General features: G+C 46.0%; 23 protein-coding genes and 1 pseudogene. 17 read left to right on the top strand and 7 right to left on the bottom strand.

Translation table 11 applies throughout. The annotated features are described in order from the left end of the window. Position 1: 1 nt before the first annotated feature. A complete protein-coding gene (locus ABDB91_RS12010) occupies positions 2 to 490 on the top strand; it encodes a CBS domain-containing protein (protein WP_347487954.1) in 489 nt (162 codons plus the stop codon). On the opposite strand, the gene ABDB91_RS12005 is transcribed toward ABDB91_RS12010, so the two are convergent. Next, positions 468 to 1,124 carry a hypothetical protein gene (locus ABDB91_RS12005; RefSeq protein ID WP_347487953.1) on the bottom strand — a complete coding sequence of 219 codons (657 nt, stop codon included), beginning with the start codon at positions 1,122 to 1,124 and terminating at the stop codon, positions 468 to 470. The two genes, ABDB91_RS12010 and ABDB91_RS12005, sit on opposite strands and share 23 nt — an antisense overlap. 30 nt (positions 1,125 to 1,154) lie before the next feature. Further along, positions 1,155 to 1,361, bottom strand: coding sequence for a hypothetical protein (locus ABDB91_RS12000; protein ID WP_347487952.1), 207 nt, complete (start codon positions 1,359 to 1,361; stop codon positions 1,155 to 1,157). Between the two features lie 472 nt (positions 1,362 to 1,833). Here ABDB91_RS12000 and ABDB91_RS11995 point away from each other — a divergent pair, with 472 nt between their 5' ends. The 4 genes and pseudogenes from ABDB91_RS11995 to ABDB91_RS11980 all read left to right on the top strand — a co-directional run bounded on the left by ABDB91_RS11995 (position 1,834) and on the right by ABDB91_RS11980 (position 4,560). Continuing rightward, positions 1,834 to 2,001 (top strand): hypothetical protein, encoded by a 168-nt coding sequence (locus tag ABDB91_RS11995; protein WP_347487951.1) that lies wholly within the window; start codon positions 1,834 to 1,836, stop codon positions 1,999 to 2,001. Positions 2,002 to 2,226: 225 nt separating this feature from the next. Further along, complete coding sequence (locus ABDB91_RS11990; RefSeq protein ID WP_347487950.1) at positions 2,227 to 3,054, top strand: undecaprenyl-diphosphate phosphatase; 828 nt, start codon at positions 2,227 to 2,229, stop codon at positions 3,052 to 3,054. 160 nt (positions 3,055 to 3,214) lie between these two features. Next, a pseudogene (locus ABDB91_RS11985) lies at positions 3,215 to 3,322 on the top strand (universal stress protein); the annotation flags it as partial. 50 nt (positions 3,323 to 3,372) lie between these two features. Then, positions 3,373 to 4,560 carry an anaerobic nitric oxide reductase flavorubredoxin gene (locus ABDB91_RS11980; protein ID WP_347487949.1) on the top strand — a complete coding sequence of 396 codons (1,188 nt, stop codon included), beginning with the start codon at positions 3,373 to 3,375 and terminating at the stop codon, positions 4,558 to 4,560. Positions 4,561 to 4,690: 130 nt separating this feature from the next. On the opposite strand, the gene ABDB91_RS11975 is transcribed toward ABDB91_RS11980, so the two are convergent. Together ABDB91_RS11975 and ABDB91_RS11970 are read right to left on the bottom strand one after the other, a co-directional pair. Continuing rightward, entirely contained in the window at positions 4,691 to 6,346 is a 1,656-nt protein-coding gene (locus ABDB91_RS11975) for an AMP-binding protein (RefSeq protein ID WP_347487948.1), read from the bottom strand. A 1,481-nt stretch (positions 6,347 to 7,827) separates the two neighbouring features. After that, entirely contained in the window at positions 7,828 to 8,301 is a 474-nt protein-coding gene (locus ABDB91_RS11970; protein WP_347487947.1) for a hypothetical protein, read from the bottom strand. A gap of 209 nt (positions 8,302 to 8,510) precedes the next feature. On the opposite strand from ABDB91_RS11970, the gene ABDB91_RS11965 reads away from it, so the two are divergent. Further along, positions 8,511 to 8,741 carry a hypothetical protein gene (locus ABDB91_RS11965; protein ID WP_347487946.1) on the top strand — a complete coding sequence of 77 codons (231 nt, stop codon included), beginning with the start codon at positions 8,511 to 8,513 and terminating at the stop codon, positions 8,739 to 8,741. 120 nt (positions 8,742 to 8,861) lie between these two features. On the opposite strand, the gene ABDB91_RS11960 is transcribed toward ABDB91_RS11965, so the two are convergent. After that, positions 8,862 to 9,203: a DUF2680 domain-containing protein gene (locus ABDB91_RS11960; RefSeq protein ID WP_347487945.1), complete on the bottom strand. Its 342-nt coding sequence runs from the start codon at positions 9,201 to 9,203 to the stop codon at positions 8,862 to 8,864. Positions 9,204 to 9,324: 121 nt separating this feature from the next. Then, on the bottom strand, positions 9,325 to 11,100 hold the full coding sequence (locus ABDB91_RS11955; protein ID WP_347487944.1) for an NFACT RNA binding domain-containing protein: 1,776 nt from the start codon (positions 11,098 to 11,100) through the stop codon (positions 9,325 to 9,327). A 378-nt stretch (positions 11,101 to 11,478) separates the two neighbouring features. Between ABDB91_RS11955 and ABDB91_RS11950 the strand changes: the two genes are divergently transcribed. The 9 genes from ABDB91_RS11950 (at position 11,479) to coaBC (ending at position 21,743) form a co-directional block, all read left to right on the top strand. Beyond that, a complete protein-coding gene (locus ABDB91_RS11950) occupies positions 11,479 to 14,223 on the top strand; it encodes a calcium-translocating P-type ATPase, SERCA-type (protein ID WP_347487943.1) in 2,745 nt (914 codons plus the stop codon). Between the two features lie 221 nt (positions 14,224 to 14,444). Beyond that, positions 14,445 to 15,284 (top strand): diaminopimelate epimerase, encoded by an 840-nt coding sequence (gene dapF / locus ABDB91_RS11945; protein ID WP_347487942.1) that lies wholly within the window; start codon positions 14,445 to 14,447, stop codon positions 15,282 to 15,284. A 171-nt stretch (positions 15,285 to 15,455) separates the two neighbouring features. Then, positions 15,456 to 16,634: an LL-diaminopimelate aminotransferase gene (locus tag ABDB91_RS11940; RefSeq protein WP_347491593.1), complete on the top strand. Its 1,179-nt coding sequence runs from the start codon at positions 15,456 to 15,458 to the stop codon at positions 16,632 to 16,634. 270 nt (positions 16,635 to 16,904) lie between these two features. Further along, entirely contained in the window at positions 16,905 to 18,098 is a 1,194-nt protein-coding gene (locus ABDB91_RS11935) for a pyridoxal phosphate-dependent aminotransferase (protein ID WP_347487941.1), read from the top strand. 264 nt (positions 18,099 to 18,362) lie between these two features. Next, a complete protein-coding gene (locus ABDB91_RS11930) occupies positions 18,363 to 19,241 on the top strand; it encodes a YicC/YloC family endoribonuclease (protein WP_347487940.1) in 879 nt (292 codons plus the stop codon). A 17-nt stretch (positions 19,242 to 19,258) separates the two neighbouring features. Beyond that, complete coding sequence (locus ABDB91_RS11925) at positions 19,259 to 19,528, top strand: DUF370 domain-containing protein (RefSeq protein WP_347487939.1); 270 nt, start codon at positions 19,259 to 19,261, stop codon at positions 19,526 to 19,528. Positions 19,529 to 19,543: 15 nt separating this feature from the next. Next, entirely contained in the window at positions 19,544 to 20,149 is a 606-nt protein-coding gene (gmk, locus tag ABDB91_RS11920) for a guanylate kinase (RefSeq protein WP_347487938.1), read from the top strand. Positions 20,150 to 20,294: 145 nt separating this feature from the next. After that, positions 20,295 to 20,513: a DNA-directed RNA polymerase subunit omega gene (rpoZ, locus tag ABDB91_RS11915; protein ID WP_347491592.1), complete on the top strand. Its 219-nt coding sequence runs from the start codon at positions 20,295 to 20,297 to the stop codon at positions 20,511 to 20,513. A gap of 12 nt (positions 20,514 to 20,525) precedes the next feature. Further along, the gene (coaBC, locus tag ABDB91_RS11910) at positions 20,526 to 21,743 is read left to right on the top strand and encodes a bifunctional phosphopantothenoylcysteine decarboxylase/phosphopantothenate--cysteine ligase CoaBC (RefSeq protein ID WP_347487937.1); all 1,218 of its coding nucleotides are present in this window, start codon (positions 20,526 to 20,528) and stop codon (positions 21,741 to 21,743) included. 15 nt (positions 21,744 to 21,758) lie between these two features. Here coaBC and ABDB91_RS11905 read toward each other — a convergent pair whose 3' ends face one another. Then, positions 21,759 to 22,214, bottom strand: a complete 456-nt coding sequence (locus tag ABDB91_RS11905) for a MarR family transcriptional regulator (protein ID WP_347487936.1) — start codon at positions 22,212 to 22,214, stop codon at positions 21,759 to 21,761. 77 nt (positions 22,215 to 22,291) lie between these two features. Between ABDB91_RS11905 and cysK the strand changes: the two genes are divergently transcribed. After that, positions 22,292 to 23,215: a cysteine synthase A gene (gene cysK, locus ABDB91_RS11900; protein WP_347487935.1), complete on the top strand. Its 924-nt coding sequence runs from the start codon at positions 22,292 to 22,294 to the stop codon at positions 23,213 to 23,215. Positions 23,216 to 23,356: 141 nt separating this feature from the next. Then, positions 23,357 to 23,683, top strand: a complete 327-nt coding sequence (locus tag ABDB91_RS11895; protein WP_347487934.1) for a hypothetical protein — start codon at positions 23,357 to 23,359, stop codon at positions 23,681 to 23,683. Positions 23,684 to 23,688: the final 5 nt, after the last annotated feature.

The following is a 23,688-nucleotide window of genomic DNA, read 5'->3' as shown; positions in this document are numbered from 1 at the left end:
TTTGCAAAATAAAGCCGCGGCTGATATCATGCTGCCTATCGAAGACTACGTGACAATTGAGGAAAATGCTACCTTGTATGAGGCGATCAAGGCGCTGCAACAGGCCATGCACAGTAAAGGAGGCGCTTGGCACGGCCATCGGAGTGTGCTGGTGCTGGGGAGGGGCGGCCATTTGGTGGGCATGCTGACCATGCGCGGATTGCTCAGGGCCGCGGGTCTTAAAGAATTGGATAATGACCCGCAAATTAAAGCGGAATCCTGGGGCTGGTATTATATTAATGCTATGCGTAAAGAAACTAAAATAAGAGTTAAGGATGTAATGCGTCCTTTGGCGTTATTTACTGTAGATTATCAGGCTCCGGTTTTGGATGTGGCCCTGGCCCTCTTAAAGCACGGGGTTAATTCGATGCCTGTGCTGAGACAAGGAAAACCGGTGGGCATTGTACGCACTATGGATGTTTTCACGGTTATGGATGATTACTTTTACTAAAACGTTTAATTTTTTGTAAATAGCGGTTGGTAATACAAACGAAATCGGCCAGGGCAATGCCAAGTTGCCCGGCTATTTCTTGCTTGCTCTTTTCATCAAGATTAAACAGTACTTTAAGCCTGTATTTGCCGGTTGCCTCAATAGATGGCCTTTCTCTTTCCACAGCTATGCCTAATTGATTTTCTATATTATCCTTTTCAGCGGCCATGGGAACAAAAATATTATTTTTATTGCCATCCATTATCAGCTCAATAGCGATCAAATTTTCACCTTTATGTTTACCCTTGCGGGGGGAAGTTTTACATATGCGGTAATAAAGATTATCAAATGGGTAAACCTTGATGCAGCGCGTCTTTGATTTATTACCCAGTACGTTTAAAGAAATACGTTTAATACGAATATCTTTCTTTTGCAGTAGAGTGTCAGCCTTTTCGATAGCCTGGTCCAGCAGAGCAGGCAGTTCTGTTTTGGGGGATACTGGTGCTGATTTTTCGCCTTTGGCTGATGAAAGACGTTCCATTAACCAGCTTTCAAACAGGTCCAGGGTTTTGCAGTTGATGCCCCTGGGCATGTTTTGGCTGATAAAGCGTTCCTTTTGTTGAACAAATGTAGAAACGAATTCCCTATCAGTCATTTTGGGCTCCCTCCTCCTGTTGCCTGATGTTTATAAAAAAGGGTATTTTATCTTTAACATACTGGCTGCCACTATTATTATAGGCATGACTAATGCTGCTAATACGGCAATCAAACTAAGGGAACAATTTTCGTTGTCAGCACATTTCAAAAGGTCCGCTCTGTATATTTCAGCCTGAAGTAAAGGTTCTTCAAAGTTTTTAACCATCCAGGAATATAAATTAGCGTTTTTTTTCATGGCCCGGAGCCTCCTTGACAAAGATAACTTTTTTCTAATGTAAATTAATGTGCAAAGTGCGTGCCATGACCATCTTATACCGCAGTCCGCTAAAATAAAGGATTTCGTTGCTGGCCGGACATTCGCATTTGACTAATTTAACATCACCGGTGACTTTTATCTGTACAGGTCGGATGGTTTAACCGGCCTGTGCTTATATGAAACAGCTTACCTGCCTCATATTGAGCAGGAAGATAGCTAATGCTATGTTCTATAAATAGTCAATTAAAGCCAGGCTGATAAACGTGCCGGCCGGTATAAAACCATGATTAATACAAAGATAAATGGCTATAATGATGATTAATGGGTTTGTGAAACTTTCGCCTTGATATTATGGTAATTCGGCGGTAAAAGATTTTGGTCTTGTGTGAGTGGGAGTAAAATAACAATTAAATATAACAAATGATTTCCAATATAACGTGAGGTGTTTAGTATGAAAACTTTTGACAGGCTGACCAGATGGATGGAGAAAAACTTGGAAACACCACTATACGAAGCAGAAATGCTGCGCGCCGACTTGCTTAAAGAAGAGCATTCTGTTGATAGGTATGGCGGATGCAAAGAGCATAAAAAAGTGATTGCGCTGCGCCCGGCTAAGTAACAGAATTACGGAGGTATTGCATGAAAAATTACTTGCCTACTACAGTGATATAGACCCCTGCCCTTTTAATATGAACAGGCAGGGGTCTATTCTTTGTATCTGTAGCGGCGGTTATCGGTGAGCTATTAAAGGTTGCTATTTATTTGATGTAGGCTATAATGTTATCATTGATTAACGCCGGCGCCGGGAAGTTACCGGAGTCATGATAAATAGGAGAATTAGCTAATGAATATATGGGTTTTATTTGTCGCATTTATTTTAGGTGTTGTAGAAGGTTTAACGGAGTTTGCCCCAGTTTCGTCCACCGGTCACATGATTATTGTGGATGATATTTTACTCCATTCAAAGGAATTATTTTCGGCATCAACCGCCAATACATTTAAAGTGGTTATCCAGCTGGGCTCTATTTTAGCTGTAGTTGTTGTTTTTAAAGATAGATTTATAGACTTGCTAGGTTTAAAAAGGTATGTTCTTGTTGATCAACGCACTAAAAGGTTAAGTTTAAAACATGTTGTTGTGGGTTTAATTCCTGCCGCCGTGCTGGGGTTCTTGTTTGAGGATTATATCGATAAATATTTATTTTCTGTTCAAACAGTTATTATCGGTCTTGTAGTGGGAGCATTGCTCATGCTTATAGCCGATTGGTATCGCCCGAAGGCGCCCAAGGTGGAAACGGTAGATCAAATGACCTATAAGCAAGCCATCGGTATGGGATTGTTTCAGTGTATAGGATTATGGCCGGGTTTTTCCCGTTCCGGATCTACCATTTCGGGTGGTGTCTTGCTTGGTATGAGTCACCGTGCGGCGGCTGATTTTACTTTTATCATGGCTGTACCGGTGATGCTGGGGGCAAGTGGATTATCTCTCATTAAGAACTGGCAGTATTTTACCATAGATGCTCTTCCGTTTTTTATTGTAGGTTTTATTAGCGCTTTTTTATTTGCACTGCTTTCTATAAGATTCTTTCTGCAATTAATCAATCGCATTAAATTAGTTCCATTTGCTTTTTATCGTATAGTGCTTGCAATTTTAATTTACGTTATTTATCTGTAATTCGTTTATCAAAATTTTGCATCGCCAACACGGAAGAAGGTATAACCAGTTCGGTAAACACTATCTGTTTAACTGGTTATGACAACACTTTAAATGAATAACTTTGTTAAATCTTGTTAAATCTAAGGGGAGCGCTTTATGAAAAAGCACAGGTGATCCGGGCTATGAAATTGTTGAGTATGCCGGAAAGGTAAACTATAATCAAATAATAATATGCACCAGGGGGTTAAGTGATCTTAAGGGGTTGGTGCTGGGGAGTGTAAGCTAAGCCGCAAGGTTATGCGACGAATAATAATAAAGAAAGGTTGTGAACATAAATTGAAAAAGGAAATAAAAAACAATGTATCTTGGGTAGGTAAAGTAGACTGGGAACTGCAGAAGTTTCATGGTGATGAGTATTCGACTCATAAAGGCTCCACATATAATTCGTACTTGATACAAGAAGAAAAGACTATTCTGATTGATACGGTCTGGGCTCCATTTGCGGAGGAATTTGTTGAGAATTTAGCTAAAGAAATCGATTTAAATGAAATTGATTATATCGTGGCAAATCACGGAGAAGTTGATCATAGCGGGGCACTACCTGCGTTGATGAAGCATATTCCTGACAAACCGATTTATTGTACCGCCAATGCCATTAAATCTTTAAGTGGACAGTATCATCAAGAATGGGATTTTCATGTAGTAAAAACCGGAGATAAACTGGATATCGGAAACGGCAAAGAGTTGGTATTTGTTGAAATGCCGATGCTGCATTGGCCGGACAGTATGGCGACGTATTTAACGAAAGATAATATCTTATTCAGTAATGATGCCTTTGGACAGCATTACGCAACCGAAAAACTATTTAATGATTTGGTAGATCAATGTGATCTAGCAAACGAATCTATAAAATACTACGCAAATATTTTAACGCCTTTTAGCCAAATATTAAGGAAAAAGCTTGCTGAAGTCATCTCCTTAAACTTACAAATTGATATGATCGCAACAAGTCATGGTGTTATCTGGAGAGAAAACCCCATGCAGATTGTTGAAAAATATTCCCAGTGGGCAAATGACTATCAAGAGAATCAAATCACCATTATTTACGATACGATGTGGAATGGCACAAAAATATTGGCCGAAAAAATAGCTGAAGGGATCGGTTTGGTAGATTCAGATGTGATGGTAAAAGTTTTCAACCTGGCCAAAAGTGATGAGAACGACCTGATTACCGAAGTCTTCAAATCAAAAACCGTTGTTATAGGTTCACCAACCATTTCAAGAAGCATTCTACACTCAGTAGCAGGATTTATTCATTTAATGAAGGAGCTAAAATTCACAAATAAAAAAGCAGCGGCATTTGGCTGTTACGGCTGGAGTGGGGAATCAACGAAAGTAATTAATAATTTAATGGAAAATGCAGGCTTTGAGGTTATTGGTGAAGGCTTTAGAAATCAGTGGAATCCTGATGGCAATTCACAAAATGACGCTATGGAATATGGCAAGAAAATAGCTAAAGTATGAGAAAACAATTTATGCTATCGCATGACTTAATTATTAATTGGCTGGGACGTCAACTTAATATGGTTTATAAATTAACAAATCCGCCTTATTCGTGCGGATCTGTTTTTATAAACGTTTAGTTAACTTATATTTATTTTTCCTTTAACATTCGGCGCAGCACTTTGCCTGTGCCGGATGTAGGCAAATTATCCATAAACTCAACATATCGAGGGTATTTATAGGCAGCCATATGTTCCTTGGACCACTGGATAATTTCTTCCGGGGTTATTTTACATTTATATTCCTCTTTGAGTACTATAAATGCTTTAACACTTTCACCGCGGTTTGGGTCAGGAATCCCAATTGCCGCTACTTGTGCAATCGCCGCATGTTTAAGCAATAATACTTCAACATCCTCAGGAAAAACGCTGTAGCCTGAACACTTGATCATTTCTTTAAGTCTGCCGTTAAAATAAAGATAACCTTCCTCGTCAATCATACCCATATCACCTGTATACACCCAACCGTCACGTAATGTTTTTTGTGTACTCTCAAAGTTATTCCAATAACCTTTAAATACCCCGGGGCTTTTAATAAGTATTTCACCCATTTGGCCGGTTGGAAGTTCATTGCCGGTTTCAGGATCAGTTATCCTTATATCAGTTTCAAAAGTGGGAATTCCGCAATTGTTGTAGCTTATTTTGTCCCAGGGCATAAAGGTGTCACAGGTATGAGTTTCACTGAGTCCGTAGGAAGCTTCATAAAGTAAGCATCCGCCGGTTAACTGCGCCCAGGCATTGCTTATTTCTTCAGTTAAGGCAATACCGAAACTGGTAGTGATATTAGTGTTCAGAGAGTTCAGATTTCTTTTTTCAATACCGGGATAGCGTAAAATACCAACGTTCATTGGCACAATACTATACCACTTGCTGCAGTTATATTTTTCTATTGCTGTAATAACCGCCTCTGGATCATACCTTGTTAGAAGTATGGTGGCGTTAGCACCGTATATGGGAATATTAACCCCCATAACCATCCCCGCAATATGGAAAATTGGGTTTGTGACAAGAAATATGTCATGAGCAGACATTCTGTTGCCTTGGTAACTGGCCGCAGTTTTAAATAAAGCGTTTCCGTGAGTTAGCATTGCACCTTTGGGCCTGCCGGTACTGCCTGAAGTGTAAACCATCAATGCTATATCGTCCCAGATATTAACTTGCAGAGGCGGGACTTCAGGTTTATAAAGGCTTGTCAATTCCTTTAGATCATAGGTGTTGGGGTAATTTATTTTTTCATGTATTAATTCTTTGGGAAATGGTATAGTCGGTTGATTTGGCGCAAAATCAGCATAATTGGAAAGGATCACTTGCTCCAGTGTTGTCTTTTCTAAAATGTCAGCTACAATAGGATATAGATCATCTGTTGTGAAGATTGCTCTTGCCCCCATGTCGTTTACTTCATACTCCAATTCCCATTTTTTAAACATTGGGCTGGCGGGACCCACGATGGCTCCAATTTTTTGAATTGCATAATGCGCAATAATGTATTGAGGACAATTTTGCATAAAAATTGCAACCCTATCGCCTTTGGTAATACCTTTTGATAAAAGGAAATTGGCAATGCTGTCGGAATACCGGTCAAGTTCTTTCCAGGTAATCTCTTGGCCATAATAAATGTAGGCAATGTTATTCGGTATGTCCTTGGCATTAGCACGCAGATATTCATATAACGGCTTAACGCCAAGCCTGTATGCAAGCTTTTGGGGCACGTCCTTAGGCCAACTTTTTTTTAACCAGATTTTATCCATTCGAACACTCCTTTATTTTTAATATTCAGTTGGTAAAAAGCAAGTCAAACCGACAGTCGGTCAATGTTATGCATAATTAACAGTATGTTTAAAAATTTGGATAATAACGATATTTATTAGAGCAGGATGGCATTAGCTTGTTTAATATAGATTATATTGAATTGCGAAATTTTGCAATATTATAAAAAATAATGGATGGCTGATAGTAAGTAACTCATCTAAAAAAGGGCGACAGTATAGCCTAACGGCAAAATAACGGCAAAATAACGGCAAAATAACGGCAATATGATATATCCAGCTAGTGTTAATTGTCATCTACCTTATATATACTATCTAATTTTATAAATCCAAGTATAACTCCATTTTAAGATATGTGTAATCGTAATACCAATAGCTCCGTAATTAGTAAACCCTGAAGCTTTTTGAACACACTCTTTTAGCATGGAATGCCAGGGTGTGCTAAATTTCTTTTTGATTAGCTGAACTTAAAATAACTGCAATCAAAATTTGTATACAACTCCATATAAGCACAAATTTGCCTATTGACCACGCGGTGAAAACTGCTAATAATAGTGATAGTCCGCCTGCTAAATATATTGTTCTTGAAGATCGGCAAAAAAGCCCTGCCACGGTTAAGGCTATGGAGTAAAAAAGAAAAGACCATATAAGGATTCCTAAAATATCACCAAAGTCTTGTATTTGTATTTGACCTTGCTCAACTGCGAAAATAGCCATAAGACCAAGGGGTATACATAGTAAAAATAGCAATCCAGCAACCTTTCCAGAAAATTTTCACAGACCCATTCCCCCAAGGAACCCCATTTTCCCTATATCCCATTCCCAGGTGTTATTTGTTCGGCTTTTTATGGCGCCTGTTTTTTCCAATAGGTTGGCTGTTGAATTAATTATGCGGGCAATAATATGGACTTGGCAAACAAGTGACAGCCTTACTTGGGAAACGGCGCAAGCCAGCCCCAAACATTAAACTTTTTCGTTAATATCCGTGGCCCACTTCGTTTCCAGACACTGTTAAATTTGAAAATGCATTATAACTAGCTTACTTTTTCTTGAAGCTAAAGAAAAAAACAAAGGATATAATATAGAAAACAATTAATACGAGAGACCATTCCAGGTATTCCCTGGAAAAGAGAGTTTTGTGGTAAAAGCCCCAAATGATTTTAGTTATCACAATAGCAATGAGAGCACAAAAGAAGTTTAATATATAAATACGGTGACTATTTATTGTGCTAAGCAACTTCTTTAACATTAATCAACACACCCATCAGGAAAAGACCCTTCCAAATATATCGCTGGTTACCGTTGACCACAGTGTGGGGACAGTCCGAAAGTGCTGCCGGTGCAATATAAGGCACATAGGCACATAACCCTTGATGTGAAGTTAGCGGGAAAAACAGTGCGGGCAATCCGTACGCTGCGGTTGACGAAGCATTTACCACAGACTGACTTGATTTACTTTGCGGTTAATAATCTCCATTAGAATACTGTTCTAAAGATGATAGATAATCGACAAATAAAAGAGTTTCATTGTCGTAATCATATTGGCTAACACCTTGTTCAATACGTAATTCCAACATCAATTTACTACTATTGCAATGGATAACTCCTGTTTTTGTTTCAAAGATAACAAAAATGAAGTCGTCCCCTTGAACGTCGGAAAGATGTGCATAGTCATGCTGATAATATGGATTGCTTCTATGGTTTCTTATAATCTTATATGCGACAAAATTGAATTCATGGGCAGGTATAGCAAATTTTTCATTCCGCAAACAATGAATAATATTAAATATCATAAGTTTTACATATGATTCCGGCAGTGCTGTTGTGGCTATTTCCACAATATCAGTTTTATGTCTTAAGTAGTCTATCAGTTCTTCGACACTTTTTTCCCGAGGCATAATCTTATGTTTATATTTTTTAATCAAATCATTCATCATATTGTTTCCTTTCATAAATGGTAGAAGAATAATTCAAACAGTGGTAAGGTTAACCATAGACGTTTTAGTGTCTTGTGCTAATTCTATCACAAGAATCCCTCCAGTTTTTTATTCTGAAGGGATTATATCATAATTTTTTCACTTACTTGAACCGGACTCTTTGTTGCCCGATTCTGTAACCCTGTGCAATGCATACGCCCGGCCATACGTTGGGTTCCGTAAGTATCATTGTCGATGAGGAAATCGCTTTGGTTGGGGACGCCATGGTTCATGGCATAAGTGGCAATATTTACCCGCTGTTTGTTGATAATCCGAAACTGCTGTTAAATTCCTGGCAAAAGCTATTAAACACCAAATGCAGACTCTTTTTACCGGCTCATGGCGGCGAGAATACACGAATTGTAGTCAGCCGTTACTTTGACCGCTACGCCAAAAAGTAAAATGATTGTTCAAAATGATTGCTAATGTATTAAGGTAGAGGAAATATGTAAAAAAAGAGGGACGGTTTTCTTGCTTGCCATGTAAGGTTTGGCAAAAGCAAGAACCGTCCCCACTTGTCTTTATTGCTGCTGGGCGCCGGCGCCGAAGCCCATGCCGTTTCCACCGCAAAAGCCTCTGCCGCCGTGGCCAAAGCCCGGTCCCTGGCCAGGAGTTCCGTACGGGCAGGTAAAACCGTTTTGCTCATGGAGTTCGTACATTTGGTCGAAGTGCTGCTTCATGGCTTCTCCCTGCTCAGCAGTTATGCGACCGGATTCCACGGCTTGTTCCACAGCTGCTTCCTTGGCGGCAAACCGCTGGTCAAACCAGGCCTTGGCGTCGGCCGCGCTGTCCGCAAAGGCGGGCACGGCCATGGCAGCTGCCAGTGATAATGTCGCTATAGCGATCCCTATTTTTTTCTTCATCGTATCTCCTCCTTTGTCTTTTCAATTATAACCTGTAAATGTGGCAAAACTGTGGAATGAATAAGAAATCAATGTGTAAAATAGTTGTCTATATGCGGTTAAGGAGGAAAAGCATGCTTTGTCATTCCCGCTCTGCTTGCTGCATGGCATTGGGTTGCGGGTTAACGAAAACAGTCTTTTGCTTTTCATAAATTACGTAGCCGGGCTTGGCTCCATTGGGTTTTTTTACGTGTTTGCGCAGTGTGTAATCTACGGGTACATTGGTGGATTCTCTGGCCCGGCTGAAGTAAGCCGCCAGAGTAGCCGCTTCCAGCAGAGTTTTTTCGGGTACCTCCCGGCCTTTGGTGCGAATGATGACGTGAGAGCCCGGTATTTTGCTGGTATGCAGCCAGATATCGCTGTCCTCGGCTGTTTTTAAAGTTAAGGTGTCGTTTTGGCGGTTATTTTTACCGACCAGCACGATAAAACCATCACCGGAAACATATTGCAGCGGCTTGATCTTCTGCGGGGTATCTTTTTCGCGTTTTTTGCCGGGCTGCACAGCTGTTTTTTTGATGTACCCCTGTTTAGTCAGTTCCTGTCTTATTTCATTCAGGTCATCCATATTTTCAGCTATTTCCAATGCTGCTTTAACACTATCCAAATATTGCAGTTCCTCTTCGCTCAGCCGGGCCATTTGTCCGGCCGCCTTTTTGGTTTTATTAGCCTTGTTATATTTTTTGAAGTAAGACTGTACGTTCTCTGAGGCGGAAAGCGATTTATCGAGCGGTATAACTACCGTTTTAGCCTCCGGATCATGATAGTTTTCCAGCTCAATACCCTGCATGCCCCGCTCCAGGCGATAAATATTGGCTGTGAGGAGCTCACCGTATAAACGCAACCGGTCGGATTCCCCGGCTTCGGCAACACTTTTTCTCTGCAGTGCCAGTTTCTTTTGTATGCGCTTGGCTTCCTTATTGATAATGCTCAGCAACTGACTTCTTTGTTTGTTTATGATTTCCCGTATTATCTTATGGGAGAAAAAAGCATCAACTGTATCATTGGCCCGGGCTTTCGTGTAGGTGAATTTCTCATTCTTAACCACGGGAAGTGGGAAAAAATCTACGGGTTCGCCATCGCAGTTGCATACCAGCACGGATTGCAGCTTTTGTTTCCGGGCGTCGGAAGCCAGAGGTTGCCAGGTTTGCCAGAGGGTGCGCAGTTCGTGTTCGCCGCAGTAGTTTAAAAGGATATTGGGCTCCAGGCCCGCCAGCTTGATGATCTCTCGGCAGGTGGGAATGCTCAGCCCATCCAGAGATTTTTGCAGGGCTACAGCCAGATTGTCTTCCAGTTGGCCGTTCATGACGGCTTCTCGGAAATCCTCCTCCGAAACCATCAGCGGGTTGACCTTCTGTGGCTCGGGCGGGGGTATATAGGGCTGACCGGGTAACACTTCCCGGTGGCGGCTGACGGCGTGGCCGTACCGCCTTATGCCATCCAGTATAGTGTTGTCCGGTCGCGATACCAGTATGATGTTGCTGTGGCGGCCCATTATTTCACAAATCAGTGATTTAACGGCCGGGCGGCCCAGTTCATCGCGGCAGTCCACCTGTATATTCAATACCCGGTCTAAGCCGGACTGAAGGAAGCCGCTTATTTTACCGCCCTCCAGGTGTTTGCGCAGTAACATGCAAAACATGGGGGGGGCGGTAGGATTGGGCGCGGACTTCCCGGTGAGGTGTAACCGGGCGTTTTGAGCGTTTGCATTGATGATTAAGCGGTATTTGCCCCCGGGCTTGCTAATAATTAAAACTATCTCCTCCCGGGCGGGCTGATAAATTTTTTCAATGCGTCCCTGACGCAAATTATCGTTTAACTCGTGGCATACATTGTATAAAAAAAGACCGTCAAAGGGCATGGCGGTTACCTCCGGCTTTGGTTCTAAGTTAATATCTTTAACGTTAACAGTATAACACCGGGGCTTAAAGAGGGTCAAACGGTCTTTGGATGCGAGACGCTCTGTAATCTCTGCGGAGAATAGTGAGTGAAAAACCATTTTCATGAGTGCTGTTGTAACTAAATAAATGATTTGGGTTGTTGGGCGGGGCCGGAAACAATCGCTTAAAAGGTGTGGTAAATTTTTTACAACCTCGGGGGTTGGTAAAATAGAAAGCTTTCATTATTAACGGACAGTTGTTTAACAAATTAAGAGTATGTCCAAACTTGTAGTAATTTTTTCCGGGTGCTTGAATATGCTATTAGATAATTATGGAAATAAACTGCAAGAGGTGAGGACATGCCCGATATTTGGCAAACGCTTAGTGCCGAAGAAACGGCTCTGCGCTTAGAAGTGAATACAACCAAGGGTTTAGTTGACGGCGAAGCCCGCAGCCGGTTGGAAAGAGTAGGCCCCAACATGCTGGAAAGGGGCCCCGGTGTAGCCATGTGGCAGATGTTATTAAATCAGTTTAAGGATTTTATGGTTTTAGTCCTGCTGGCAGCCACAGCTGTAAGCGGCTTTTTGGGGGAATGGTCCGATGCCGTTACCATTTCTATTATTGTATTGCTCAATGCCGTATTGGGGGTGGCGCAGGAATATCGGGCCGAGCGTTCCATGGAGGCGCTCAGGGAATTGGCTTCCCCTGAGGCCAGAGTGATTCGAAATCGCATGGAAAGAAAAATACCCGCTGCCGAGCTTGTGCCGGGGGATATAGTTTTACTGGAGGCGGGCGATCGGGTACCGGCGGATATTCGCCTAACCCGGACAGTGGATCTGGAAGCCGTGGAAGCTGTTTTAACGGGGGAATCCACACCTGTGCGCAAACATACTCGCGCGCTGGAAAAAACAGCGGGCCCGGCGGATGCCGGCAACATGGTGTTCATGGGTACGGCGCTGACCAGAGGCCGTGGCCAGGGTATTGTGGTGGCCACGGGTATGGCTACGGAAATGGGACAAATTGCCGGCATGATACAGGAAGCCGAACAGGAGCCTACGCCGCTGCAGAAAAGGCTGGCCCAGTTGGGTCGCGGGCTGGTGCTTTTTTGCCTGGCTGTGTGCGCCATGGTGGTTGTGGCGGGTGTACTGCGCGGTGAGGCAGTTTACCAGATGTTTCTTACCGGTGTCAGCCTGGCGGTGGCGGCTATTCCCGAGGGGCTGCCGGCCATAGTGACTGTAGCTTTGGCTGTCGGGGTGCAGCGCATGATTAGAAAACATGCCATCATAAGACGCTTGCCCGCCGTGGAAACACTGGGCTGTGCCACATTTATTTGTTCCGATAAAACCGGTACCCTGACGCAAAATGAAATGACCGTGCGCCGAGTATACCTGGCCGGCCGGGAATTAGAGGTAAGTGGGGAAGGCTACGACCCCAAGGGTAAGTTTACAGGTGAAAGTGCGCATGAGGGGCCTGATTTTGACAAACTAATGAGCCTGGCAGCCTTATGCAATAATGCCACCTTATATAAGGATGACATTTCTATTGGTGGTTTGTTTAGAAAGACGAGACAGGGTAAAGATACATCATGGCATATTGCGGGCGATCCCACCGAAGGGGCGCTGCTGGTACTGGCGGCTAAGGCGGGTTTCTGGCGGGAGCGTTTGGAAAAAAAGGCGCGGCGCCTGGCGGAGATACCCTTTGATTCGGAACGCAAACGTATGACGGTTATATACAAAGGAGCCGGAAAAATTGAATCCCTGGTCAAAGGGGCGCCCGACGTGGTGCTGGAATTGTGCACCCACTACTTGCGGGAGGGTCGCCCGGTGGCATTGGACAACCGTACACGGACCGCTGTTATGAAAGCCAATTCCTCTATGGCGGAAAACGCTCTGCGTGTACTGGGACTGGCTTATCGCGAGCTGCCGGTTGGGTTTAATGCCGAACAGGCTGATGCGAAAGATGTTGAGCGTAATCTGGTTTTTGTAGGGCTGGCCGGTATGATCGATCCGCCCCGGCCTTCGGCCATCAGCGCGGTTCACACCTGTCGGCGGGCCGGTATCCGGGTGGCTATGATTACCGGTGACCACCAGCTAACCGCCCGGGCCGTAGCCCGTGAAATGGGCATAGCCGGCTGGGATAGCCGGGTGCTCACGGGGGAACAGCTGGAGCAAATGAGTGATGCGGAACTGGCCGGTGTGGCGGAGGATGTACGCGTTTATGCCCGGGTTTCGCCCAGACATAAGCTGCGGATAGTCAGGGCGTTGAAAGGCAAAGGGCATGTGGTGGCCATGACGGGCGACGGGGTCAATGACGCTCCCGCTGTAAAAGAGGCGGATATTGGCATTGCCATGGGCATAACGGGTACCGATGTCACCAGGGAGGCGTCGGCAATGGTGCTTATGGACGATAATTTCACCTCTATTGTGGCAGCGGTGGAAGAAGGACGGGGTATTTACGATAACATCCGCAAATTTATTCGTTACCTGCTTTCCTGCAATGTGGGAGAAGTGTTGGTTATGTTGCTGGCCGTGCTTGGAGGCATGCCGCTGCCGCTTTTACCCATTCAAATACTGTGGATGAACCTGGTTACCGACGGTTTGCCCGCCATGGCGCTGGGGCTTGACCCCATTGATCGTGATATTATGCGCCGTCCGCCTCGGAACCCACAGGAGAGCGTGTTCTCCCACGGACTGGGCTGGAGAATTGTCGGCAGCGGCACGGTTATCGCTGTGTTAACCCTGGCTGTTTTCGGTTTGGCTTACGCTGATGGGTATAACCTGGATCTGGCCCGTACCATGGCGTTTAACACATTGGTGTTTTTACAGCTGTTTTATGTGTTCTCCTGCCGGTCGGAACATCTGAGCATTCGGGAACTGGGAGTAACCTCCAACCCGCATCTGGTATGGGCGGTGCTAATTTCCGCCGGGCTGCAGACGGGAGTTAATTATCTGCCATTTTTGCAACCCATCTTTCACACAGTGCCGCTCAGTCTGCATCAATGGCTGACCGTTATCGGCGTGGCTCTATTGCCTGCCATAGCCGGTGCCCTAAAGGGACAAGTGGGCAATCGGCTGCGGGAAAGAGTGACTTACCTGAAGGTATAATTCTAAAGCTTGACACAAAGCCCTTGGAGTTTCATTGACTTCAAGGGCTTTTTATTAGCGGATCGTGCGGTTATATGAGTACGTTGTTTACTGTTGATAAACCGGTTGTTCTAAAAAGATATCCTGTATACATGAAAAATAATTGGCAGGAAAGATTAGACTGGTAGGGAAGTATAGTATAAAATATACGGGAGAAAAATGTCGGGGGAGGAAATATAGTTTTGCTTTTTACTAAAGTGCATGGATTGGGCAACGATTTTGTTCTGGTCAACGTAAACGAGGAGAAAAATTTACCCGCGGATTTAGCCGGGCTGGCCGTAAAGGTTTGCCACCGCCATTTCGGGGTGGGCGCGGACGGGCTGGTGCTGATAAAACCGGGTAAAGAGGCCGACATGGCTATGCAGATAATTAATTCCGATGGCAGCGAGGCGGAAATGTGCGGCAACGCTATTCGCTGCGTGGCTAAATATGCTTATGAGCGGGGAATAGTGCGCAAAACTAAAATGGCCGTGGAAACGGGGGCGGGCATCATCGTGCCCGAGCTGGTCATGGAAAATGATGCTATTAAGGCGGTGCGGGTGGATATGGGCACTCCGTCTTTGGAAAGGGAGCAAATCCCCATGACCGGACCGGCGGGCCGGGTAGTCAATGAACCTCTGGCGGTTGGCGGCGATGTTTTCAATATTACCACGGTATCCATGGGTAATCCCCATTGCGTAATTTTCGTGCCGGAGGTTGATGCGGTACCTCTTGGGAATTGGGGCACAGGTGTGGAAACGCATCCGGTTTTTCCCCGTAAAACCAATGTGGAGTTTGTCCAGGTTTTAAATGATAAAGAGGTGCGCATGCGGGTTTGGGAACGCGGCGCCGGACCCACAATGGCCTGCGGCACCGGTGCCTGCGCCACAGCGGTGGCGGCGGTGCTTAACGGATATACCGGCAGAAATGTTAGGGTGCACCTGTACGCCGGGGCACTGGATATAGAGTGGGCGGCGGATAATCACCTATATATGACCGGCCCGGCAGAGCAGGTTTTTGTCGGCGATTATCCAATTGAGTAAAAATAATATATAGATTAACCTGTCATGGCAATCTCATATTGGGCTGTTTATAGCATTTAAGATTGCTTTGCTGCTTTTCCCGATAATATTTCCATCGACCATACGGAAATTAGCGACCTGAGTTTTTCGGGATATAACGAATTTAAAAATAGGAGGTTTTTGGTTTTGAGCTTGCAATTTGAACAGGCCCAAAGGATTAAAAATTTGCCGCCTTACTTGTTCGCCCGTATCGAAAAATTAATTGACGAAAAGCGGGCGGCGGGAGTGGATGTTATTAGCCTGGGTATTGGCGATCCCGATATGCCCACTCCCGGTTACATTATAGAAGAGTTGCAAAAACAGGCTGAGAACCGGGTTAACCACCAATATCCTTCTTCGGTGGGTCTGCCGGCTTACCGGCAGGCCGTGGCCCGTTGGTATGGCAATCGGTTTGGCGTGGAGCTTGACGCGGCTAGTGAAGTTGTTTCCCTTATCGGTTCCAAAGAGGGAATTGCGCACATATCATTTTGCTATTTGAACCCCGGCGATGTTGTTTTAGTGCCCGATCCGGGGTACCCGGTGTATGCCGGCGGCGCCATCCTGGCCGGCGCCGAGCCGTATTACATGCCTTTGACGGCGGAAAAGGGCTTTTTGCCTGATTTAAGTGCTATTCCCGCCGCTGTGGCTCGCCGGGCCAAAATGATGTTTATCAATTATCCCAATAATCCCACCGGTGCTGTAGCGGACGAGGAATTTTACCGGCAAGTTATCTCTTTTGCCAGGGAATATAATATTTTAGTTTGCCACGATGCCGCTTATTCGGAAATGGCGTATGACGGCTATAAGCCGCTCAGCTTTTTGCAGTTTCCCGGTGCCAAAGAAGTAGGCATTGAGTTTCATTCCGTGTCCAAAACCTACAATATGACCGGATGGCGCATCGGTTGGGCCGCCGGACATGCCCAGGTGGTAGAAGCGTTGGGCAGACTCAAGTCCAATATTGATTCAGGTCAGTTTCAAGCCGTTCAATATGCTGCCATACAGGGTTTGACCGGACCTCGGGATGCCGTGCTGCAGATGCAGAAAGTCTACCAGGAGCGGCGGGATATACTGGTGGACGCCCTGAACAGTATGGGCTGGCAGCTGGAAAAACCCAGGGCTACGTTTTATGTGTGGGCGCCTGTACCCGCCGGGCATACTTCGGAATCTTTTGCCGAGCTTGTATTGGATAAAGCGGGCGTGGTTATCACTCCGGGCACGGGATATGGCGCCAATGGCGCGGGCTTTTGCCGCATTGCGCTGACGGTGGAAAAGGAGCGGATGATGGAAGCGCTGGAGCGGATGAAGAAAAACATCGGTACGGTTAAATTTTAGCCGGAGTCGGGTCCGGACAGCTTTATTCAAGCTTAAGCTTCTTATTGTTTGCTGAAATAATATGTAATTTTAGCAAACTAAGTATGTGAATTTACCTGTTGTAGTAGTTAACGTATTTTAGTCGTCCCAAAAAATTTAAAATATGAGAGGAGTGAATACCTGGTTTCTCGGTTGTTCCATGCCAAGAGTGTATAGGGGCCACCGCCCATTGTCGGATGGGTGAAAGCTTATTTGTAGATTTCGATAGGTTTTAGAAACTGGGAAAGAAATATGAAACTTGCTGAGCGGGCTCAAAATATAAGCCCTTCCCCCACTTTGTCCATTGATGCCCAGGCCAAGAAAATGATGGCCGGAGGAATTAAAGTAATTAACTTTGGGGTTGGCGAGCCGGATTTCGATACACCGGAAAATATTAAGCAGGCCGCGGTAAAGGCTATTGCCGATGGTATGACCAAATATACCCCGGTGGCCGGTATTGAGCCTTTGCGTAAGGCTATAGTCAAAAAGCTGTCTGATGATAACGGACTGCGATATGAACCCGGGCAGATAGTAGTCTCCGCCGGGGCCAAGCATTCACTTTATAATGCTTTTCAGGTGCTGTGCCAGGAAGGGGACGAGGTAATTTTGCCGGCTCCTTACTGGGTGAGCTATCTGGAACAAATAAAATTGACGGGGGCTAAATCGGTAATTGTACCCACAACGGTGGAAAACAGCTTTAAGCTGACACCTGCACAATTGCAAAGCGCCATCACCCCCAACAGCAGGTTGATAATACTAAACAGTCCCAGCAACCCCACTGGCGCGGTGTATACCGGGGATGAGCTGGCGGCCCTGGGAGAAGTGCTGGAAAAAAACAATATAGCCATTATTTCCGATGAAATATATGAAAAGTTAATTTATGACGGCGGCGAGCATGTCAGTATTGCTTCTTTAAGCCCGGGATTGAAAGATTTGACAGTGGTAATCAACGGGGTTTCCAAATCCTATGCCATGACCGGGTGGCGTATTGGTTATGCTGCCGCGCCGCAGCCGGTGGCCAAGGCTATGGCGGATTTGCAGAGTCACTCAACATCCAACCCGACTTCCATAGCTCAGGCGGCCAGCCTGGAAGCGCTTAGCGGTACTCAGGAACCCGTGCGGCAGATGGTAGCCGAGTTTGTCAAGCGGCGGGATTACATGGTGGAAAGATTAAGTGCTATACCCGGCGTCAAGTGCAATCGCCCGGGCGGGGCATTTTATGTTTTCCCGGAAATCAAGCCGCTGCTGGGCAAAAGTTATGCCGGTGTGACTATAAACGGTGCCGCCGACCTGGCCGGGGTGCTTTTGGAAAAAGAGCACGTGGCTATTGTGCCTGGTGTGGCCTTTGGTGATGACACCTGCTTCCGTCTCTCTTATGCCACTTCTATGGATAATATCCGCGCGGGGCTGGATCTCATTGAAAAGGTGTTTAAAGAGCTGCAGTAGTATTTAAACATTAACACTATGCAAGAAGGCTTTGAAAAAACGCGTTGTGGTTATATTTACCCCGGCGCGTTTTTAAATTAATTTAAAATCTTAATGAATTTTCCCGCCGGAGTGTGCAAATATATTATATTTAACACGAAGAGCAAAGAATATCATTGGTTTTCTTTTTTTTAAAAGGAATTTCTTTTTTTAGGTAGAAAAATTATTTTTAGTAACCAAAGTCAATACTATATATACAACTAAACAAGGCTGGGTGGTGGAATATTGATAAAAAGCATGACCGGGTTCGGACGAGGAGAAACAAATTCGGAAATATCCAAAATAAATATTGAAATGAAGTCGGTAAATCATCGCTATTGTGAAATCGTTCTGCGCATGCCCCGGTCCATGAATGTTCTGGAAGACCGTATCAAGCGGGTAATACAGCAAGAAATTGCCCGTGGCAGGGTGGATGTATATATAAATATAATTGCATGCGGCCGGAACAGAGCAACGGTAAAAGTGGATGAATCTTTGGCCGCTTCCTACATGCAGGCGGTCAAAGAGCTTAAAAGCAAGCTGCCATTGACAGGGGAGGCAACTGTTACGGAATTGTTGCAGTTACCCGGTGTATTTTCTTTGGAAGAGCCTGAAGAAGATATAGAGCAATGGTGGCCCCAGCTTAAGGCGGCCTTGGAGCAGGCCCGGGCGGGATTAATGGATATGCGTGTTAAAGAGGGACAATTATTGGCTGCTGATATCAAGGAAAGAACCGGGCGTATAAACGCGTTTGTTGATGAAATAGCACGGCGCTCTCCGGTGGTGGTGGAGGAATACCGTGAACGGCTGCGTCAGCGGCTGCACGATTTGCTGGAATCCGGAACACCGGACCCGGCCCGGCTGGATGCCGAAGTGGTGATATTTGCCGAGCGATCAAGTATTGCGGAGGAAATTGTGCGACTGAAAAGTCACCTGACGCAGTTGGGTGATTGCCTGGAGCTAAGCGCTCCGGTAGGCAGAAAATTGGATTTTTTACTTCAGGAACTAAACCGTGAAATTAATACAATCGCCTCTAAAGCTTCAGATTTGGCTATCAACCGTACGGTTGTGGAAGTTAAAAGCGAATTGGAAAAGGTAAGGGAACAAGTTCAGAATATTGAATAACAGGGGAGGCAGTAAAAATGGAAATAAAATTAATTAATATTGGGTTTGGCAATATTGTTTCGGCCAACCGGATCATCGCTATTGTTAGTCCTGAATCGGCGCCAATTAAGAGAATTATCACCGAGGCCAGGGACAGGGGCATGCTGGTGGATGCTACTTATGGCCGTCGTACCAGGGCGGTTATTATTACGGATAGCGATCACGTCATTCTTTCCGCTGTGCAGCCCGAAACGGTGGCCCACCGTCTGGTTAACAAGGACAGTGCCACGGGAAATGATGAAGATTAACGGGGAACGGGGAGTATGAAAACCAGGGGAAATTTAATAGTGATATCCGGTCCGTCCGGGTCCGGCAAGGGGACGGTTTGTCAGGGCCTTTTCAGAAAGTTGGATAATTTGCATCTTTCCGTTTCGGCGACGACCAGAAAACCTCGGGGTGGGGAAAAACATGGCGTTGATTATTATTTTTCAGCCCGGGAGCAATTTGAGTCGATGATTGCCGGAGATCAATTACTCGAATGGGCCAATGTATACGGAAATTACTATGGGACACCTCGGCAGCCTGTGCTGGATGCTGTCAATAGCGGTCTGGACGTTATTTTGGAAATTGACGTGCAGGGTGCGCTGCACGTTAAAAGTAAATATTCCGATTGCGTGCTGATTTTTTTAATCCCGCCGTCCCGGGCTGAGCTGGCCATGCGTTTGAAGAACAGGGCTACGGACAGCAACGGGGAAATTGAGCACCGGCTGCAGTGGGCGGAAAGGGAGATAAAAGAAGTACGCAAATACGATTATCTGGTTATTAACGACGACCTGACTGCCGCCACCCAAAAGGTGTGTGCGATCATCACCGCCGAGAGATGTCGTGCCGGGCTTTTTGATATTGACCTGCTTTTGCAAAGCTATTAAATTATCTGATGACCGGATGGTTACAGAATAACATTTGGTTAACGGCTGAGAATAACTATATAATAATATTAGTTATATATACTTAAAATATGAGCAAGTTATAAAAATACAATTAGGATATTGGGAGGTTTAAGCTCCGATGGCCATGAATAAACCTTCTCTGGACAATTTAATGGATAAGGTGGATAGCCGGTATACCCTGGTGGTAATATCGGCCAAGCGGGCGCGTCAAATAACTGAAATAGCTTTACAGCAAGATCAGGAGGAAGGACCCTGGATCACCGGTAAGCCTGTTTCGGCGGCGTTGCATGAAGTTGTCCGGGGGAATGTAACGTACCGGAGAACCAAACAGGGTATTAAATAACGGGGGTGACTCATGCTTGCGGGTAAGTATTTTGTTATTGGAGTTACCGGCGGAATTGCCGCTTACCGTGCCCTGGATTTGGTAAGCGGCCTGGTTAAGGCCGGCGCCGAGGTGCACGTAATAATGACTGCCGGGGCGCAGCAATTCGTAAAGCCTCTGGCGTTTGAAGCCATATCGGGCCACCGCGTGCACTTCGATACCTTTGAAACGCCGCCGGGTTGGCGCTACCCGCACCTGGAACTGGCCCGACGGGCTGATATGGCACTGATAGTGCCGGCTACCGCCAATATTTTGGCCAAACTTGCCTGCGGGCTGGCCGATGATTTGCTTACTACCGCGGTACTGGCTATGGTTTGTCCCGTACTGATCTGTCCGGCTATGAATGTGTACATGTACCGCAACCGGGCGGTACAGGACAATCTGAGCCGACTGCGCCGGATAGGCTTTAAGGTGGTGGAGCCGGCTGTGGGGCGTCAGGCCTGCGGGGATGAGGGGCCGGGACGTCTGGCGGATGTGGCGGTGATTTTAGAACAAATCCGGATGATGTTTGAACCGAAAAAAGATTTGCTGCCCAGCACGGTTTTGGTTACCGCCGGGGGCACGCGGGAGCCGATTGACCCGGTAAGATATATCAGCAATCGCAGTTCGGGCAAAATGGGCTATGCATTGGCTGAAACGGCTGCCAACAGGGGGGCCGAAGTTTACCTGGTATCCGCTCCTACCCGGCTGGCGGTGCCCGCCGGGGTACATATAATTAATGTGGAAACAGCACGGCAAATGTACCGGGCGGTCATGGAACTGTATCCCCGGGTGGATGTGGTAATAAAGGCGGCCGCTGTTGCCGATTATCGTCCCCGGGTGGCGGCCGAACAAAAGATTAAAAAGAATGATGACGATTTAGTGCTGGAGCTGGAAAAAAACCCGGATATTTTAATGGAGCTGGGCAAACAAAAAAAACACCAGCTGCTGGTGGGCTTTGCTGCTGAGACCGAGGATTTAATAAAGCATGCCCAAGCCAAAATAAATAAAAAGAATTTGGATATGCTGGTGGCCAACGACGTCACCAGGCCGGGGGCCGGGTTCGGTTCCGATACCAATGTGGTAAATATCTTATATCCGGACGGAACGGTGGAACCGCTGCCGCTTATGGACAAGTTAACCCTGAGTGAGGTTATTTGGGATAAAGTGCAACAATTAAAGGCAGGTAAAAAAATAGACGCAGCAGACTAAATTTGCTGCGTCATATTATATCTTTTCCATTTCCATGCGCAGTTTTTGCAGCAACTCGGTTAACTGTGTTTTTTCGGGTATGCTTAAAACCGACATAACCCGGCGGGTAAAATCCGCATGTATCGGCAGTATGTTATCCAGTAAGTTTGATGCCTTGGCTGTGAGTCTGGCCCGGTACACGCGCCGGTCTTTAGGGTCGGCTTCCCGTATAACCAGGCCATCTCTTTCCATGCGGTCGATTAGACCGGTGATGTTGGCCCTGGTTACCAGCATGCGCTCACCCAGCTCGGACAGAGCCAGACCCCGGCCACCTGCCTGGCGCATTTGCATCATAGCGTTAAACTTGGGCTGGGACAACCCAAAGCGAGCGAAATGCCGGCCCATTATATCCTCCAGCGTATCGTATGTCCTGGTAAGTTCAATGATGGTCCGAATTGCCAAATAAGCATCGTTGGACTCGTTTTTAGACAATGTAAATACCTCCACATAGATTGTAAATAGCAGTATGAGTATCTGTCAACAAATAATTGGAAGGGAAGAATTAGATAGTGAGCATAATTTTTGACAATGTCCTGGAACTGGTGGGGCATACTCCCGTGGTGAGACTTAACAAGGTAACTGATGGCTGTGCCGCGCAAATACTGGCCAAGCTTGAAATGCTCAATCCCAGCGGCAGTGCCAAGGCCAGAGCTGCGTTAGGTATGATTATCGCTGCGGAAAAAGCGGGAAAAATTCAGCCGGGAACGGTAATTGTAGAGCCCACCAGCGGCAACCAGGGCATTGCCTTGGCCATGGTAGGCGCGGTAAAAGGGTACCGGGTGATTGTGGTAATGCCTGATTCAATGAGTAAAGAAAGAAAGCTGCTGGCCCGTGCTTATGGAGCGGAGGTAGTACTGACACCTGCCGCCGAGGATGTGAACGGGGCCGTACAAAAGGCCCGGGAAATGGTTAAACAGATACCCGGGGCCTGGATGCCCGATCAGTTTACCAACCCGGATAATCCGGCGTTCCATGCGCATACTACGGCCGGAGAAATATTGGAGCAGGTGGAAGGCGGCATAGACGCTTACGTGGCCGGCGTGGGTACCGGCGGCACTTTGACCGGAGTAGCCCGGGTGCTGAAAGAAAGATATGCGCAAATTAAGATCTACGCCGTAGAGCCCCAAAAGTCAGCGGTGATATCCGGAGGCAAGCCGGGAAGACACGGTATTCAAGGTATCGGGGATGGTTTCGTGCCCGCCAACCTGGACCTGGAATTGGTGGATGCGCCCTTTGCCGTATCCGATGAAGATGCGTTTAATATGACCAGGCGTCTGGCCCGGGAAGAAGGCTTGCTGGTGGGCTTTTCAGGCGGTGCCGCCGTGTTTGCGGCGGTGGCTGTGGGCCGGGAGCTGGGGCCGGGTAAAACAGTGCTTACAATTTTACCGGACACCGGCGAGCGTTACTTAAGCACCCCGGTTTTCGAGGCCTAAGTAGCATGGTGTTGGCGGCAAACCTGATAAACAGTAAAAAAGAATGCGCCGGCATAAGATCTGAGCGCATTTTTTATATTCTTGAACACACAATCACACTGCAATGTCATAACATGGTTAAAAAGCTGCCGGGTGATGATTATGCTGATTGGTAAATTAAAAAAATTAATTAGCCGGTGTCCCAAATTGCTTTCTAATAGGTCATTGGTTGGGCCGCCGCAAACGGATATGGCCGTTATAAAAATAGAAGATGTCGTGGTGACAATGACCCGTCATGTTTCCAATACGGTGCCCCATGAATTCTCAGTTTACGTACCTCGTGTGGAAATCAGGCAGCGATATTATCGAGACAATCAACTGCAATACGAAAAAGAGATGATCTTAAGCAGTCTTACTATCGTGCATGCTCCACAGCATCCGCCGGCAGAGAGCGGACGCTTGCCTGTCATGTGCCAGAAAATGGATTGAGATGG

The sequence above is a fragment of the Desulfoscipio sp. XC116 genome (assembly GCF_039851975.1).
Lineage (GTDB): Bacteria > Bacillota > Desulfotomaculia > Desulfotomaculales > Desulfallaceae > Sporotomaculum.
Note: the sequence above shows the minus strand (reverse complement) of the source record. Positions and strands in the feature narration are given on the sequence as shown.

What these genes read in the sequence shown, in the direction of transcription:
- ABDB91_RS12005 (WP_347487953.1), bottom strand. Translation starts at nt 1,124, where the DNA reads ATGACTGATAGGGAATTCGTTTCTACATTTGTTCAACAAAAGGAACGC.
- ABDB91_RS12000 (WP_347487952.1), bottom strand. Translation starts at nt 1,361, where the DNA reads ATGAAAAAAAACGCTAATTTATATTCCTGGATGGTTAAAAACTTTGAA.
- ABDB91_RS11995 (WP_347487951.1), top strand. Translation starts at nt 1,834, where the DNA reads ATGAAAACTTTTGACAGGCTGACCAGATGGATGGAGAAAAACTTGGAA.
- ABDB91_RS11990 (WP_347487950.1), top strand. Translation starts at nt 2,227, where the DNA reads ATGAATATATGGGTTTTATTTGTCGCATTTATTTTAGGTGTTGTAGAA.
- ABDB91_RS11975 (WP_347487948.1), bottom strand. Translation starts at nt 6,346, where the DNA reads ATGGATAAAATCTGGTTAAAAAAAAGTTGGCCTAAGGACGTGCCCCAA.
- ABDB91_RS11970 (WP_347487947.1), bottom strand. Translation starts at nt 8,301, where the DNA reads ATGATGAATGATTTGATTAAAAAATATAAACATAAGATTATGCCTCGG.
- ABDB91_RS11960 (WP_347487945.1), bottom strand. Translation starts at nt 9,203, where the DNA reads ATGAAGAAAAAAATAGGGATCGCTATAGCGACATTATCACTGGCAGCT.
- ABDB91_RS11955 (WP_347487944.1), bottom strand. Translation starts at nt 11,100, where the DNA reads ATGCCCTTTGACGGTCTTTTTTTATACAATGTATGCCACGAGTTAAAC.
- ABDB91_RS11950 (WP_347487943.1), top strand. Translation starts at nt 11,479, where the DNA reads ATGCCCGATATTTGGCAAACGCTTAGTGCCGAAGAAACGGCTCTGCGC.
- ABDB91_RS11935 (WP_347487941.1), top strand. Translation starts at nt 16,905, where the DNA reads ATGAAACTTGCTGAGCGGGCTCAAAATATAAGCCCTTCCCCCACTTTG.
- ABDB91_RS11925 (WP_347487939.1), top strand. Translation starts at nt 19,259, where the DNA reads ATGGAAATAAAATTAATTAATATTGGGTTTGGCAATATTGTTTCGGCC.
- gmk (WP_347487938.1), top strand. Translation starts at nt 19,544, where the DNA reads ATGAAAACCAGGGGAAATTTAATAGTGATATCCGGTCCGTCCGGGTCC.
- rpoZ (WP_347491592.1), top strand. Translation starts at nt 20,295, where the DNA reads ATGAATAAACCTTCTCTGGACAATTTAATGGATAAGGTGGATAGCCGG.
- coaBC (WP_347487937.1), top strand. Translation starts at nt 20,526, where the DNA reads ATGCTTGCGGGTAAGTATTTTGTTATTGGAGTTACCGGCGGAATTGCC.
- ABDB91_RS11895 (WP_347487934.1), top strand. Translation starts at nt 23,357, where the DNA reads ATGCTGATTGGTAAATTAAAAAAATTAATTAGCCGGTGTCCCAAATTG.